Here is a 16,219-nt window from a genome sequence, read left to right as displayed (position 1 = left end):
AAAGTTACAAAAAAAGCTGCCCTTTGGGTGGCTTTTTTTTATTCATGCGTGCAGATAAATAAGTTATTGCACAAATTCACAGTACAATAATGTTATACTAGCCGCCCAAACACTTTGTAAATTGACAGGGTGTGCACTAGCATGGCTAACGGTACGATGGATGTATCGGTGTAGATGTCAACTTCTATTGCTACCACTTATCCCAGCGCACTCATTGTGCAGACGTTTAAGAGCAGAGTAGACTATCTGACTGATTGATGATGAAAGATTATCCAGCGGCGCTTACTGCTACTACATTTTATTAAGACAAAACGAGCATTTTATATGGCGAACGACATTAAACATCTGCGTAATATCGCAATCATTGCCCACGTTGATCATGGTAAAACTACTTTGGTCGATAAGCTGTTACATCAATCTGGTACTTTTGGTGACCGTGCGAATGTTGCGGAACGCGCAATGGATTCAGGTGATATTGAGCAAGAGCGTGGCATTACTATCTTGGCTAAAAACACAGCTATTAGATGGATGGATAAATCTAACGATACCGAATATCGTATCAATATTGTAGATACCCCAGGTCACGCCGATTTTGGCGGCGAAGTAGAACGTGTTATGTCAATGGTTGACTGCGTACTTTTAGTGGTTGATGCGGTTGATGGCCCAATGCCACAGACCCGATTTGTGACCCAAAAAGCTTTTGAGCAAGGTCTCAAACCCATTGTTGTTATCAATAAAGTTGACCGTCCTGGTGCGCGTCCTGATTGGGTAATGGATCAGATTTTTGATTTATTTGATAACCTTGGCGCATCCGATGAGCAGTTAGATTTCCCAGTTGTTTATGCCTCTGCATTGAATGGCGTTGCTGGTATGGAAGCAGATGACCTTGCTGCTGATATGACGCCTTTGTTTAAAACCATTGTAGATGTTGTACAGCCACCACAAGTTGATGCAGATGCGCCATTCCGCATGCAAATATCTAGCATTGATTACAACAGCTTTGTAGGTGTTATTGGTATTGGTCGAATCCAGCGCGGTAAAGTTAAAACCAACACGCAAGTGACTGTGATCAACAAAGAAGGTGAAACACGCAACGGCCGTATCTTAAAAATTATGGGCTACCATGGTCTTGATCGTATCGACGTTGAGGACGCTCAAGCAGGTGATATTATCTGTATTACAGGTATTGATGCACTTAATATTTCAGATACTATTTGTGATCCTAGTAATGTTGAAGCTTTGCCACCGTTGACCGTTGATGAGCCAACAGTATCGATGAACTTCCAAGTAAACAACTCACCATTCGCAGGTCGTGAAGGTAAGTTTGTGACCTCACGTAATATTCGTGAACGTCTAGAACGTGAGCTGATTCATAACGTAGCATTGCGTGTAGAAGACACAGAGTCACCTGAGAAATTCAAAGTATCAGGCCGTGGTGAGCTACATCTGTCTGTACTAATCGAAAACATGCGCCGCGAAGGCTACGAGCTTGGCGTATCAGGTCCAGAAGTTATCGTCAAAGAAGTTGATGGTAAGCTGCAAGAACCGTATGAAAACGTTATCTTTGATGTTGAAGAGCAGCATCAAGGTCCAATCATGGAGCAGGTTGGTTTACGTAAGGGTGAGATGACCAACATGGTTCTTGATGGTAAAGGTCGTATGCGTATTGAAGCGACAATACCAGCCCGTGGTCTTATTGGCTTCCGTTCTGAGTTTCTAACTTTGACTTCAGGATCTGGTATCTTAACGTCTAGCTTCTCGCATTATGGGCCACAAAAAATCGGTGATGTTGGCGGCCGTGCTAACGGTGTACTAGTCTCTATGGCAAAAGGGGTTTGCTTGGGCTTTGCATTATTTAACCTGCAAAAGCGTGGTAAGTTGTTTGCTGAGCCACAGCTTGAAGTTTATGAGGGTATGATTGTTGGTCTGAACTCACGTAACGATGATATGGCCGTTAACCCAACAACAGCCAAACAGCTGACCAACGTTCGTGCTAGTGGTACTGATGAGGCTTTGACTTTAACGCCTGCAATCAAGTTTACACTTGAGCAAGCGCTTGAATTTATTCAAGATGACGAGCTGGTTGAAGTTACACCAAAATCTATCCGTATTCGTAAACGCTACTTGACTGAAAGTGAGCGTAAACGTCATGGTCGTAAGAAAGGATCTTAATACTTTTTCTTACTGAGAATTGACATTGAAATAAAAAAAGGCTAACGCAATGTTAGCCTTTTTTTATGCAATTTTTTTATATAAATACGGTTATATAAATGATATCTGTTTAACGAAATTGTCCTAAGGGTTCTGATTTAATATTCACTCATATAAGTAGAGGCTAAGGCGTGACAATCACATAATCATTGGTGTTAATTAAAATCTCTGATGGGCGATCGACGACGATACGTACTACATTATCATTAACCACTTGTGATTTGTAATAGTTGTCTTCAGCTACGGTGCAGCCTAAGCAGCGGGCCATCGCATCCCAAGGTTCAACGAATAGTTTTTGTTGTGCTTGATCTGCATTACCACCGATAAGTGAGAAAGGCAGACTGACCAGATAAGCGGCCGTACCAGCAACAGCAGTTACCAGCTGTAGAGGCTTACCAACTATAGTATCTACCGCCATAGTTTCATAAGAGGGGCCAAAGTCAGTTTCATCAATTTCTATAGCGGCTAATGCAGGTTGCATGCTAACCATAATTAAGCTTACGCTGGCGATTGCCGTAAGAAGCCTATGCTTAACTGTACGTTGGGTGTTGGCTGTAAACATCATGACAATATCCTAAAACTCGTAAGCGTTGTTATTAATAGTTGCTGCTGTTTTCACATGGAAATAAAGCATCAACCATTGCTATTATAATTGAATATTACATATAAATAAGCGATAAACGCTATTTGTGTAAGTGCTATTACTATTAAAGCAAGATGTGCATTGATAAGCAACAAAAATGCGCACGATATATGCAGGGCGTTGACAAACTACTAGGTAATAAATAACTTTTACCTTATTAAGGTCTCAATCTCGATTAATGTTATTTGTGTTAGTAAAAGAATAAAGCCAGCTACAGTTTTCACACAGCGTCCGACTATTCATACTATATCTAATCCACTAAATACCAAGGCATTTTTTATAAATTATACCAACCTCTTTAGAGCTGACTCTGTATTCTATGATAATTTATCGGGTGCCACTTATTTTAGCGGCTGACAGGTTGGACAATAAACACTGGCACGTGCATTGAGCTTGATGTTATCGAGTACCGTATCGCAGTGCGGACAAGTCTCACCCTGTCTACCGTAGACATTTAATGTTTGCTGGAAATAACCCGTTTGACCACTAGCTACCGTGAAATCGCGTAGTGTTGAGCCACCAAGTTCTATCGCCTTTTTTAAGATAGCTTTAATATGATCGACCAGTATAACGGTCTGATTGTACGTTAGCTGATGAGCGGGTGTTGCTGGATGAATACCTGCTAGATATAAACTTTCAGTCGCGTAAATATTGCCTACGCCAACCACGACTTGTTGTTCCATAATCACTGACTTGATAGCACGTGCGATAGGGCGTTTGCTCGGCTTATTGGCTGTATCGTTTGGTATCTCATTAGCAATGGGAATACGCTGGATTAAATGATAAAGATAGTCTGCGGTAAACTCTGTAGATAGGGGCTCAGGACCCAAATGATTCAGCAATTTATCACTATAGTCTGCATACCATAAAACGGCCCCAAAGCGTCTAGGGTCGTGATAGTGTAGCTGTGTGTCTACGCCTTCAGCATTGCTAAAAGTCATAATTAAATGATCATGCTTACGTTTATCAGTACCCACTGGATATTGCTGTAAACTTCCTGACATGCCAAGATGCATTATTAATTGGCGTTGCGGTAGTTTCTTTATTGTAGATGCGAAAGTAAGTATTAAATACTTTGCCCGCCGCTCTACAGTATACAAAGTACAATTAATTAAGCTATTCAAGTCATCAGGCATCAACCAACGCAATTTTGGCTGGAACACTTGGACATTGCTAACTTGCTGTCCTAATAAAGGAATTAAACTGGTTTTGGTAGTTTCAACTTCGGGTAATTCAGGCATAGTAGTTTTCTATAATGACTCTGTTGTTATTAAAGGAATGTGGTATTAAAAGAATCTGTTTTTAAAAATATCTATTGTCCATCTCCAAAAGATAGACACTAAATGATAAGTGCTAAACGGCAGATGCTAACTAATAGGTTGTTATGCAACGGCGCGGCGGGCGTGTAAAACACCATGCTGCTGCTCAAGCTTGGCTAATAGTTTAGATAGATGCGCAAGTCCCGAAACTTCAACATGGAATCTTAAAAAAGCAATGTTGTCGTCTGTACTTTGGGTCTCAACTTGACGAATATTGACATTTTCTTTATCAATAATTTGGGTCAAATCACGTAGTAAGCCGCGGCGATCATAAGCTTCGACATGAATATCAACCGGCTGATAACGACCAGAATTAGACTTCCAAGCAGCATCTATTTTACGTTCGGGGTCGCGCTCAATTAAGCGCATATATTCTGGACAGCCGCGGTTATGGACACTGATACCGCGCGATAAGGTAATGTAGCCAGTAATCGGCTCTCCATGTACGGGATGACAGCAGCCTGCTAAATTAATCTCAATATTATCCAAACCATCGATACATATCTTGTAAGCATCAATCTTACCCGTGGTCTTAGGGTCAACACTGGGTGCAAATTCTTCTTCTTGTTTTTCAGGTTCTAAATGCAGCTGACGAGAAATATGACCCGTAAGCTGGTTTATGCCTATCTCACCAGTTACCAAACCGACCACAATATCATCGCTATTATTGACGTGAAAATACTGGAGATAATCGTTCAAATCAATACTGTTGGGATGGACTGATAAGCGCTCAAGCTCCTTGCTCAGCATACGCCGACCAATCTCAATATTTTTATCACGATCTTGCTTATTAAACCACTGACGTAGCTTTGAGCGCGCTCGATTAGTATGAATGTAACCCAGTGATGCCACCAACCAATCACGGTTGGGCTCGCGTGAGGCTTTGGTAATAATCTCGATTTGCTCGCCAGTTTTAAGCTGATAAGTCAGTGGCACATAGCGCTGATTTACTCTTGCGGCTTGGGCGCGGTTGCCCACTTGTGTGTGCACGTAATAAGCAAAATCAAGGACAGTCGCGCCCTTCGGAAGCTCAATAATATCGCCATCGCGACTAAAGATATAAATACGTTCGAGCTCATCAAAATCAACGATTTGCTCTTCATCATCAAGCTCAGAAAATTCTATTTCATCATGCTCTTCACCAGTCACTAGCGTAGAGCGCAGCTGATTGCGGGTTTCGTTATTGACAGACAGTAAGTGGCGTAGAGAACTGATTCTTTGATTGAGATAATTGTCTTTTTTGTTTTTTAGCCCTTCTTTATAATTAACATGGGCACACATGCCAAGCTCGGCTTCAAAATGCATTTCGTGAGTGCGAATTTGTACTTCAAGCGACTTATTCTCCGCAATAACAGCAGTATGCAATGAGCGATAGCCGTTGGATTTTGGATTGGTAATATAGTCATCAAATTGCTCAGGGATATAGCGCCATAAACCGTGTACCAACCCTAAAACGTGATAACAGTCTGAAGGGTTAGTGACTAAAATTCGTAGGGCACGAATATCGTATAGTTGATCGAATGACAAGCCTTTCAGCTTCATTTTACGATAGATAGAATAGATGTGCTTGACGCGTCCCGAAACTTCACCAGCAATACCGGCCTCTGTCAAAGCATCATTCAGCTTATCTTGGACGCGCTGAATATAAGACTCACGTTCGCTACGCTTTTCAGATAATAACCTGGCAATCTCTTTATAACGCTCAGGCGCAAGATAACGAAAGGCTAAGTCTTCAAGCTCCCACTTAAGCTGCGCAATACCCAAACGGTGCGCAAGCGGGGCATAGATAGTCATGACTTCACGTGCGACACGGTGCTGGCGCTCAGCATTAGCAAAGGTCAGCTCACGCATGGCAAATGTACGTTCAGCAAGCTTAATGAGTACCACACGTACGTCGTTGGTGACCGAGATGAGCATGCTATAAATGTTCGATAACTGATCGCGCTGATTATTGACGAAGTGATCTTCTAGGCGTTTATTGCTTTCAATAATTTCTGACAGCTTACCCATCGATAAAGTATCTTTCACTAGGGTAGATATATCAGCACCAAATTTTTTCTCAATATCAGCGAGACTTATCAAGGACTTACGCGCACTGCGATATAGCATAGCAGCGACTAGCGCGTCTTCATCTTGATACAGATAGGTTAAAATATCTGTCATACCAATACCAGTCACATAGGCGCCTGAGCGCTCAGACTCACTGGTATTCATACGGCTACGGATAAACTCACAAGCAGTGCTAAGGTTGGGTACCGACTCTTGCCCGATACGTTTGGCCACGTTGTCTAGCCAAGCAGGGACATCAATATTGGCATGATTTAAATCGACAACCTCAAGCGCTTCTGAGAGTATAGGGGCTTCGTCCAAATGGGTATTGGCCAAATATTTGTTTTCAAACTTTGAGTTATGATTATGATGAGCATGCTGCGCTGAGCGATCAAAAGTAGTGTGTAGTTTATGGGTCGTCAGCTGTTGTTTGATATCAAGCGGTATTTGGGCGTAGCTGTTAGCAGACTGCTGAGAGCGTTGACTGGCAACCAGTTGCGCTGTTAATGTCGCACTGTCAGCTTGCGTGGTTTGTCCATCTACCAGCGGTAAGCCTTCACGAATTTTTACCATAGCCGATTCCTCTTAGCTATTTTTGAATTATTTATGACCTCACTCGCCACGTGCAACCCCTGATTTATATCTCATAAACTATCAAATATAAATCAACATAGCCGCCAAAAAGTCCATTTTTTAGCAGCTGATATAAAGGCGAATACCTAGTATTTATAAGGCTATAGATCCCAATATTTACCACATTCTTTGTCATATTTTGAGCAAAAAATGCATAAGCCAGTAGGCAATTATTATCTCAACTACACGCTACAAATCAAGCAGAGCTCTGTAATGTTAATATAGGTGAGGGTAACATAATAGCCGCTTGACTAATGGGCTTTAATCTATTTTTTTTAAAACTGTAACTAAACGGATAGCTTCTCGAAGCGTGCAATCGACTCAACGTGACCCGTATGACAAAACATATCCATGACACCAGCGTGGGTCAGACGGTAGCCTTGTTCAAGTAACGCCTTGGTATCACGTGCTAAAGTGGCTGGATTGCACGAGACATAAACAATACGCTCAGCGTTAAACTTAGGCAAATATTGCATAATTTCCCAAGCCCCAGAGCGCGGTGGATCGATGAGTAGCGCATCAAATCCTTGGTTGGCCCACGGCTGATCGGTACAGTCTTGAGTCAAATCCTGGCTATAAAACTCGGTATTATAAATGCCATTGCGACGAGCATTTTCAGCAGCACGTAGAGTCATCGCCTCGCTACCTTCAACCCCAACTACCGTGCCGGTTTCACCAACCAAGCGTGCCATCGGCAAACTAAAATTACCCAAACCACTAAATAAATCCAATACTCGCTCACCCGCTTTTAAGTCCAATAAATCACAAGCTAACTTAGTCATTTCTCGATTGACGGACAAATTTACTTGGGTAAAGTCAGTAGGAATAAATTCGAAAGTCAAATCATACTCGGGCAATTGGTAGTACAAGCGACCAAATTGCTGGCTCATATCATCATTATCCGTTAGGGCAATGCGCTTGATGCTATCAACGCCTTTAGATTGTAAGTATAACTGCCAGTTACGTGCAGCAAAAAAGACTTTTAGTTTGTCCACATCACTGTCTGATAAAGGCGATAGATTACGTACAATCAATGCCACCGGTTGGTTGCCATCAGGCAGTTCTGGCAAGTATTCACCCATTGCCAGTTCAAGCTGGGCAATTTGACTGCGGGCTTCAAGCGAGCTGATCAGCGCCTTTAAGTTTTCAATCTCAAAACCGATACGGGGGTCTAAGATATGACATTCATTCAGCTCAGCTAAGAAATTACTTGAACGCTCACGAAAGCCGACTAACGCGGTTTCTTTTTTAGCGACATAGCGCACACCCATTCTCGCCTTAGTACGATAACCCAGTCGATCACCGACCACTGGCGCCAGCCACGTATCAGGCTGCGTGTCCGCTTGGTGCGTCAACATCTCGGCAAGCACTGACTGCTTAAAATTAATTTGTGCATCAGGCTGCCAATGTTGCAAGTTGCAACCACCGCAAACCCCAAAGTGCGGGCAGGGCGGCACGGCGCGCTCAGGATTAGGATTGGCAGTAACGTTAAGCGCATCGCCTTCTTCAAAGCTAGTGCGGCTGTTGGTCAGCTTGACGTCAACGCTTTCACCTGGCAAGGCAAAGCTGACAAAGATTTTTTTGCCATGTTTGTCCTCTACATGACCGTCTTCCTCGCCCCAGCCATTGCCATATACTGCAACGCCGCGTCCATCATGCGATAGGCCATCAATAGTAAAGGGTAGGGGTTGCGCCTCTTTTAGACGTCTGCGCGTCTTTGATGAGGGTTTGGATTTTTTCTTATTAGGCGGAACCGTAATGGTTTGAGTGTCGCTGGTTTGTTGAGTAGTGTCATGTGCTGTAGAAGTCTTAGAATCGGTGGGTTGCATAAACCTGCCTTAACAATAAATGAGAAATAATAAAAGGGAATAAAGGGCGCTGATAACTATCAGCTCCTATAATGTCAGTACTTATGATGCAGGCGATGACGTCCAATCAGCAATAAATTCTTGATGTCGTAAGCTACCATCCGCTTGAGTGAATTTGGCTATGTAATTGCGGCTTTGCTGCTGCCAATAATCAAAAGATGGCGATGAAAGCTGTCCGGTTAGACGCAGCCAGCGTAGATAAATCAGCCAAGTATTCATCACGTCAGACTCGCAGTATATAGATAGTGTTTGCCATTCTTCGTTGGCAACGAGCTCACCGACCATACTACCGTCAACATCAGTTTTGCCCGGTAGACCATATAGACTGGCGACTATGTCCATCGCTTCACGCCGACTGGCACCGTATTGGCTAAATCTGTCCATCAAATCAAGGTGTTTGGTTTGGAAACGGTTAACATAATTGTCAAAACGCATGTTTTTAATACGTGCGCCTTCTTCAAACAGCCAAGGCGCTGACAAATCGTACTGCATGGCGCGGTAAATAAGTACAGGGATGTCGAACCCTGAGCCATTCCAACTGATCAGCTGTGGCAAGTTATCAATATCGCCAAATGCTCGAAAAAATTTGGCAAGAATGTCCTTTTCACTAAACTTGTCCGCGGTCAAGGAAAACAAAGAGAGCTGACCGTCCTTGATATATAGCGCAGAGATACAGACAATACGCTGAAGTGGCAGCCGCATAAAATCATGTCCCGCTTCTTGGATACGAATCGCTTGCAATGCGCTCATGGCATCAGCATCGTTTAAATCAGCCAATTGCGGATAGATACGGCGGGCGGCATCGGTATCCGCTACTGTCTCAATATCGAAGACCAATATCGGGTTGCAAGGTAAGGCATGTGGCATAAATAATCCTGAGCTATCGTTTGTTACGCTTATTTGGTATTGTCATTTATATTGTCACTAATACTGTTATTAAGAGTAGTATCATCAAGACTGTCATCAACATTATATAAACCAGTCGATAAATAACGATCACCGCGGTCACAGACGATAAAGGCAATCACCGCGTTAGGGTTGGCTTTGGCAACTTGCACGGCTGCCCACGCAGCGGCTCCTGAGGATACCCCCGCAAAAATACCCTCATTTTTGGCAAGTTTACGCATATAAACTTCGGCAATATACTGATCAATATCCATCATCTCATCGACGGCATCAGCCTCAAAGATACCGGGCATGTAAGCAGCAGGCCAGCGGCGGATGCCCGCAATAGAGGCTTCCTCATCAGGCTGGAGGCCAATAATTTTGACCTCTGGATTTTGTTCTTTTAAATATTGCGAGACACCCATAATGGTGCCTGTAGTCCCCATAGAGCTGATAAAGTGAGTGATCTTGCCGTCGGTTTGCGCCCATAGCTCAGGACCTGTAGTAAGGTAATGTGCCTGCTTATTATCAGGATTATTAAACTGATCTAGTACGATACCTAAACCGTTATCTTGCATCTTTAACGCTAAATCACGTGCCGCTTCCATGCCTTCATCAACTTCGATTAAAGTAGCTCCATATGCCGTCATGGCATCTTTGCGCTCTTGGGTTGATTTGGTTGGCATTAGTAGCGTTATTGGATAACCGCGCATGGCGGCTACCATCGCAAGAGCAATACCAGTGTTGCCACTGGTTGCTTCAATCAAGGTGTCACCAGGCTTGATATCACCGCGTTGTTCCGCTTGATAAATCATATTAAAAGCAGGGCGATCTTTAACGGAACCGGCAGGATTATTGCCTTCAAGCTTGGCCAACAACACCGCACCATTGGTAATTTGCTCTTGTTCAGGCAAACGCTGTAGTTGGACCAAGGGCGTCTGACCAACGCAATCAGCAAGATCAGCGACTTGAGTGATAAAGTTAGCGTTTGACGGGGTCGTAGACGACATAAGGCATCCTTGTTGATTATTTTAGATAACGGTTTTTAAATGGAAGCTTCTTAAGTAATAGTTTCTTAAGTAATAGCTTAATGCTCAAGAAGTCATCTTAATATTTGATGATAGTTCTTAAATGATGGTTTTTAGCTAACAATTTTAAGGGTTGCTATAGAAACGTATGACCACAATAATAGGTTGAGACGATACTACTGGAACGACTTTATTGCGGCAAATAAAAAGTAGCGCCATTATATCATTTTGTTTTCAACTGCGCTTATCGCATCAATATTTATTGGTAAATAGACCCTGTTTAAAAAAGGGTTTAAAAAATCTGGGCAACTAGATTGCTTTTCAAAATTAACCATTAACCTCAAAGTACTCTATAGCCGTTCGAATACTAAGCCAATATATGAGCTTCAGTAAAGACAACCTCTAATACAAGAAAGACTCCATTGTTTGCAAACGCGCATGTCGCTTATTTATTTTCACCAAACTGCATTGGTAGCACTTACACTTATAAATGCTGTTAAAATACCTACAATATTTAGACAGTTAGCTATATAGGAACAGCGATCTACAGCTGCTATATATAAACGGTATAAACGATAGTGGGGTTTAAATCTAGCATGGCATACAAAAAACGCTTCGATACTAGTAGCGCCTATGGCCAGTTGATTATATTGGTGTTTTTGCCGATTTGTGTGTTGGCAGCAGTCGGTGGCATCTTAGTATTCTATGAGACCATGCGAGCCAGTAATTCAGAGCAAGAAGCTTTAGCAGAAGCGTTCTTAATCCGCTATAAACCGATGGTTACTGAGCTTATTCCTGAATTATTGCTGCAACAAAAGCAGCAGTCAAAAGCAAACGAGGAAAATGCTCAGAACCTTATCGATAATATGGCAGCGGCTAGTCAAGCCGCGCTTGATAAGGGTATACCCGCTGAGCATCTACCCTTATCACAGGTGCACTCAGATCACTATATTGGTACAAGCTTCGGTAGCTTGGGCAGTACCGCGCTCTCAGAAGAAATATTAGGAGGCATGTCTACTTCTGCACAATCAAGTACAGTCGTTGTCGATGAGAGTCAAGACAGTACAGAGCTTGCGCGGCAAGGAGCCGTAGCAAGCCTCGTGTCGATTCGCGAAAGACTCAGTCGTATGCAGTCTGAGCAGCATGTACAGCGTATTGCTATTATCAATGAGAACAATCAACTACTCGCTACGGTGGGCTATGGGGTTAATGAGCCGTGGCCTCTAATAGATGCGTCGCAGCGCTTCTTATCGCAACAAGCCACCCCTATCGGTACGGCTTATGGCAGTGTACTGGGCAATTTTGAAGGTCAAAGGCTATGGCTATTGGTCGATATGGACAACGAGCCGCTGTATATCGCGCGCTATCGTATCGCTATGGCACTGGTCATTACTGGTTTGATCACTATTTTAATCTTATTACTGAGCTTAAATATCTACGCCAAACGCTGGATTGCGCCGATTTATGAGCTGCGTTTGCAGCTACAACGTACCCATGTCGATAATCTCTATAAACCCGTTCCCGTTGAGACTGATGGGGAACTGAACTTATTGCAGCAAGATTTAGTCAGAACCTTACGCCGTCTACATAGCAGCTTTCAAGAGCTCAAAGACCATGCGGAACAAACCGAAGATGATTTACGTCTGGCGTTTGATGAGATGGAAATGCAAAACATCTCAATTCGAGATGCGCGTGATGCTGCAATCTCAACCAGCCAAGCTAAATCTGCGTTTTTGGCCAATATCAGCCATGAGCTGCGTACCCCGCTGAACAGCATTGATGGTTTTATTAATTTGCTGGCACGCCACGGCGAGCTGAATGCTGAGCAAGATCTATATGTGCAAACCATTCGTAAATCTTCTGCGCACTTATTAGCATTGGTCAATGATGTTCTGGATTTTTCAAAGATTGAAGCCGGTAAGTTGGTGCTTGATCGTCATGAGTTTGATCTGTACGACACTATCTATGATGTGGTCGATATGTTCTCGCCAGTCACTGCAGAAAAAGGCTTGCGGATGGCGGTGCTGTTCTATAACGATGTACCGATGCGTATTGTTGGCGATGCACTGCGCCTTAAGCAAGTGCTGACCAATATCGTTGGTAACGCGATTAAATTCACCGATGGTGGTGATGTGGTAGTGCGCGTTGGTTTGGATGATCATCGCGATAATTATTTGATGATTAGCGTGCAAGATAGTGGCAAAGGTATCTCGGCCGCCGATCAAAAAATGCTGTTTCAAAGCTTTAGCCAAGGTGATCCATCTATTACGCGCCAATACGGCGGCACAGGATTGGGCCTAGTAATATCCAAGCAATTAACGCGGCTTATGGGCGGTGATATTGGTTTTTATGATAATGCACAAGAGAACATTGCCAATCAAGGGGCGACGTTTTGGTTTCGGATGCCAGCGCATGTTGATGTGCTAGAGGCGGCCACAGGTCAAACTATTGCGCTGCCTGTGCTTGCTCCACTTGCCAGTGCCAGCGATGAGTTTCACGTTTTGGTATGGATCAATCATACGGCTTCTAGGCAGGTGCTTAAGGCCAGTTTGCAAAACCTACCCATTAAGCTGACCCAAGCTAATTCCTTACCGGGTGTGCTGGAATCGCTAAAAGAGCAAGGCAACTATTGGGATTGGGTGATCGTCGATAACGATACTCAAGACGATATGATGGCGCTGCTCAAACAAATTCGCCTGCATTATCAAGGCAAGCTTGCCGTATTTGGTTATCAGGTCGCCGCCGATCAAGCGCTATTAAATCGCTATCATGCCAATATATTATATGAGCCCTTAGATAAGCGGCAACTCTATGCCATGCTCGATACTCAAAAATCTAGTGCGCCGATACAAACCCAAGCACCGCGCTGGACAGGAGTAACTGTGCTGGCGGTCGATGATCACCTGCCCAATCTGTTGGTGTTAGATGCTCTGCTCAGTGAGCTTGGCATTCAGGTCATCACTGCCAATAGTGGTTTTGATGCCATAGAGCTCATCAGCAAGCAGCAAACTAAAAATATAAAAGCAACCAAAGCCAACCAGCAAAGCCTGTCAAACAAAACGCAAATTTCTAAAGCTCAAGCACATGCGCAGGTCAACAAAACCTCGAAGGACCCTTTGTCTACTGCGGATGTAAACGCTGAAGATAAGACTGGTTCTGATAATAAAAACAGTATCGACTTGATCTTTATGGATATTCAGATGCCGCGGATGTCAGGGCGTGAAGCGGCGGAGCAAATTCGCAAAATCGAAGTGGATGATACTCGTATTCCTATTATTGCCTTAACCGCCCATGGGTTGTCCGATGAGCGTGATAAGCTGATCGCCAGCGGCATTGATGATTACGTGGGTAAACCTATTAGCCAGCCGCAACTGCTGCAAGTTCTACAAAAGTGGCTTGGACGTACGGCAACGCCTCAAGGCCTAACGGCAACCCCCACCAATACCACGCCGCAAACTATCGGTTCTCAAAATCTCTCACCGCCTAATAAAGGCTTAATGACTGTTAATACTGCTGAAACTATTGACTCATTGGCTGTTGCAAATAATGATGGGATAGATGTTGCTCCCCATACCAAGCAAGTAGGTGCTCAAGCAGATAAAAAGATAGCCCGTCCCTTATCGCTAAAAAAAATCCGTGATGACTATTTGCGCGATAGTCAGCCCCGTGATGATTATAGACGTGAGCCGCAGCGTGCTACCCAGCCGCGCTATGAAAATTTGCACTATCAAAGATCGGGGCAAGCACCCTTAAAAGCTCCAGTATACCAAACGCTAGACCGTCCTAAAACGGACGTTATAGAAGGTGAAGGCAGTATAGAGGGCATAGACTCAAAATCGAGCAATCCAAAAGATACTTCTTTAAAGACAAATACTATCGAGGCGTTAGATATTTTAAACTGGCAAGATGCATTGACCCGCTCAGCGAATAAGCCAGATCTTGCAGCCAAGCTCATTATCATGATGCTTGATACTATTGCTGATGAAAAAGAGGTGTTAACCCAAGCGTGGCAAGCCCGAGATCGTAGCATGCTCGCGCAAATTGCCCATCGAATCTTAGGGGGTAGTCGCTATACGGGTGTGCCACAACTGCGCCAAGCCAGCCAAAATTTAGAAGATAAATGCTTATTAAATATTCAACATACGACGCCGGCACAGATTGCTATGCTCAAACCTTATTATGAAGCTTTGTTACTGGCACTGACCAATCTGCAAACGCTTGATTTGTCGCCGTATTCGCAGTTGAACTATCATCGTCTGAGTGAAAATGACATGACTTGGAAAATGATTTGATATTATTTTTATCCTTGTCTTAACTTTATCCTTATCTTAAAAAGTCATCTTATTCTTCAATATTATTTATTTATTGTTATCCCTAAGGACTGTTATGCACGCTATCGCCACTCATCAATATCAGACTCTACAAGTCAGTATTACCCAAGATATCTTAACCGTCACTCTAAGTCGTCCACAGAAAAAAAATGCTATGAGCTTTGAGATGATGCGTGAGTTGATTGTAGTTGCAGGGCGTATCAGCAAAGATAAAACCTTACGAGCAGTTATTCTTGATGGCGCTGAAGGTACGTTTTGTACGGGTATTGATTTGGGTGATTTAAATCAGCCCAAAAATCAAGCCTCTGCATTATGGGAGCTAATTAAGCCAAGTCAAAGTCTATTTCAGCGGGTCTGTCTGATCTGGCGTGATGTTCCTGTTCCGGTTATTGCGGTGCTAGAAGGCCACTGTCTCGGCGCAGGATTACAACTGGCATTAGCCTGTGATGTACGTATCAGTAGCCCTGATTGTAAGCTGGCTATTATGGAGGCGAAGTGGGGCTTAGTACCAGATATGGGATTGACTCAATCAGGGTTTGGGGTCGTGCGTGCAGACATATTAAAAGAGCTGGCAATGAGCGCTCGTGTTATAGATGGCGAACAAGGTAAGCAATTAGGACTGATTAGCCATTGCAGCAAGTCGCCATTAGAGCAGGCGCAAACCCTTGCCGCCGAGTTTGCTCAGCGGTCACCCGATGCGGTGCTGGCAAGTAAGCGTATCGTGAATGCCATGTATCAGCAATCGGCCCTGACGTTATATAAAGAAAAAATGTGGCAACTTAAATTAATGTTAGGGCGCAACCGTAAGCTTGCCGTAAAAAAAGCCAAAGAAGCGGGAACAACCTTTACTAAACGCCAGTTTCGCTAGTTAAAGATAGACGAGCGACTTTCAAAGCTTTGTGAACTTTGAATTTTGGCGGACAAGGGAGTCGAACACTCTTTAAACAGTCTCCTTTATGGTTATTTCATATAATAGCTTTATACAAGAATGACTACATAGCTAAACCGTTTTAAAACAGATATAGGATAGCTGAAAGAAATTTTCGAAGGCTCGAAAAGTGACGCAGTCACACAGCAAGCGAGAAAAATTTTTGCCAGTTATCCAAATTCATGTGTGTGTCCGTTTTATACCAAACCCATAATATATAGTATAATTCAGCTATGACTATACCAACATATACCCTAAAAGATCATGACTTTGGCAAACTCTCGAAGACCGAGAGTAACCCCAGAGCTCGCCAACGTCTCCTTA

The 16,219-nt window shown here is 43.4% G+C and carries 9 protein-coding genes; 3 read left to right on the top strand and 6 right to left on the bottom strand.

The features are described 5' to 3' along the window. Positions 1 to 324 precede the first annotated feature (324 nt). Positions 325 to 2,172, top strand: a complete 1,848-nt coding sequence (gene typA / locus JMX97_RS08140) for a translational GTPase TypA (protein ID WP_201556692.1) — start codon at positions 325 to 327, stop codon at positions 2,170 to 2,172. Positions 2,173 to 2,335: 163 nt separating this feature from the next. Here the strand turns inward: typA and JMX97_RS08135 are convergent, their stop codons facing one another. From JMX97_RS08135 to cysM, 6 genes are all read right to left on the bottom strand, one after another. Further along, positions 2,336 to 2,776, bottom strand: coding sequence for a hypothetical protein (locus JMX97_RS08135; protein WP_201556684.1), 441 nt, complete (start codon positions 2,774 to 2,776; stop codon positions 2,336 to 2,338). A 419-nt stretch (positions 2,777 to 3,195) separates the two neighbouring features. Continuing rightward, positions 3,196 to 4,095 (bottom strand): bifunctional DNA-formamidopyrimidine glycosylase/DNA-(apurinic or apyrimidinic site) lyase, encoded by a 900-nt coding sequence (gene mutM, locus JMX97_RS08130; RefSeq protein WP_201556682.1) that lies wholly within the window; start codon positions 4,093 to 4,095, stop codon positions 3,196 to 3,198. Between the two features lie 141 nt (positions 4,096 to 4,236). Next, entirely contained in the window at positions 4,237 to 6,795 is a 2,559-nt protein-coding gene (locus tag JMX97_RS08125) for a RelA/SpoT family protein (protein WP_201556680.1), read from the bottom strand. Positions 6,796 to 7,142: 347 nt separating this feature from the next. Continuing rightward, positions 7,143 to 8,684, bottom strand: a complete 1,542-nt coding sequence (rlmD, locus tag JMX97_RS08120) for a 23S rRNA (uracil(1939)-C(5))-methyltransferase RlmD (protein WP_201556678.1) — start codon at positions 8,682 to 8,684, stop codon at positions 7,143 to 7,145. Positions 8,685 to 8,765: 81 nt separating this feature from the next. Next, positions 8,766 to 9,590: a 3'-5' exonuclease gene (locus JMX97_RS08115; protein ID WP_201556668.1), complete on the bottom strand. Its 825-nt coding sequence runs from the start codon at positions 9,588 to 9,590 to the stop codon at positions 8,766 to 8,768. A gap of 29 nt (positions 9,591 to 9,619) precedes the next feature. After that, positions 9,620 to 10,618: a cysteine synthase CysM gene (gene cysM / locus JMX97_RS08110; protein ID WP_201556666.1), complete on the bottom strand. Its 999-nt coding sequence runs from the start codon at positions 10,616 to 10,618 to the stop codon at positions 9,620 to 9,622. Positions 10,619 to 11,232: 614 nt separating this feature from the next. On the opposite strand from cysM, the gene JMX97_RS08105 reads away from it, so the two are divergent. Then, positions 11,233 to 14,928, top strand: coding sequence for an ATP-binding protein (locus JMX97_RS08105; RefSeq protein ID WP_201556664.1), 3,696 nt, complete (start codon positions 11,233 to 11,235; stop codon positions 14,926 to 14,928). 94 nt (positions 14,929 to 15,022) lie between these two features. Beyond that, positions 15,023 to 15,835 (top strand): crotonase/enoyl-CoA hydratase family protein, encoded by an 813-nt coding sequence (locus JMX97_RS08100; RefSeq protein WP_201556662.1) that lies wholly within the window; start codon positions 15,023 to 15,025, stop codon positions 15,833 to 15,835. Positions 15,836 to 16,219: the final 384 nt, after the last annotated feature.

The organism is Psychrobacter sp. 72-O-c, assembly GCF_904846605.1.
Lineage (GTDB): Bacteria > Pseudomonadota > Gammaproteobacteria > Pseudomonadales > Moraxellaceae > Psychrobacter.
This window is presented reverse-complemented; position numbering and strand designations above follow the sequence as displayed.

Bases quoted from the DNA above. Each gene is read 5' to 3' on its own strand.
- JMX97_RS08135 (WP_201556684.1), bottom strand. From the start codon at position 2,776: ATGATGTTTACAGCCAACACCCAACGTACAGTTAAGCATAGGCTTCTT.
- JMX97_RS08125 (WP_201556680.1), bottom strand. From the start codon at position 6,795: ATGGTAAAAATTCGTGAAGGCTTACCGCTGGTAGATGGACAAACCACG.
- JMX97_RS08105 (WP_201556664.1), top strand. From the start codon at position 11,233: ATGGCATACAAAAAACGCTTCGATACTAGTAGCGCCTATGGCCAGTTG.
- JMX97_RS08100 (WP_201556662.1), top strand. From the start codon at position 15,023: ATGCACGCTATCGCCACTCATCAATATCAGACTCTACAAGTCAGTATT.
- mutM (WP_201556682.1), bottom strand. From the start codon at position 4,095: ATGCCTGAATTACCCGAAGTTGAAACTACCAAAACCAGTTTAATTCCT.
- rlmD (WP_201556678.1), bottom strand. From the start codon at position 8,684: ATGCAACCCACCGATTCTAAGACTTCTACAGCACATGACACTACTCAA.
- cysM (WP_201556666.1), bottom strand. From the start codon at position 10,618: ATGTCGTCTACGACCCCGTCAAACGCTAACTTTATCACTCAAGTCGCT.
- typA (WP_201556692.1), top strand. From the start codon at position 325: ATGGCGAACGACATTAAACATCTGCGTAATATCGCAATCATTGCCCAC.
- JMX97_RS08115 (WP_201556668.1), bottom strand. From the start codon at position 9,590: ATGCCACATGCCTTACCTTGCAACCCGATATTGGTCTTCGATATTGAG.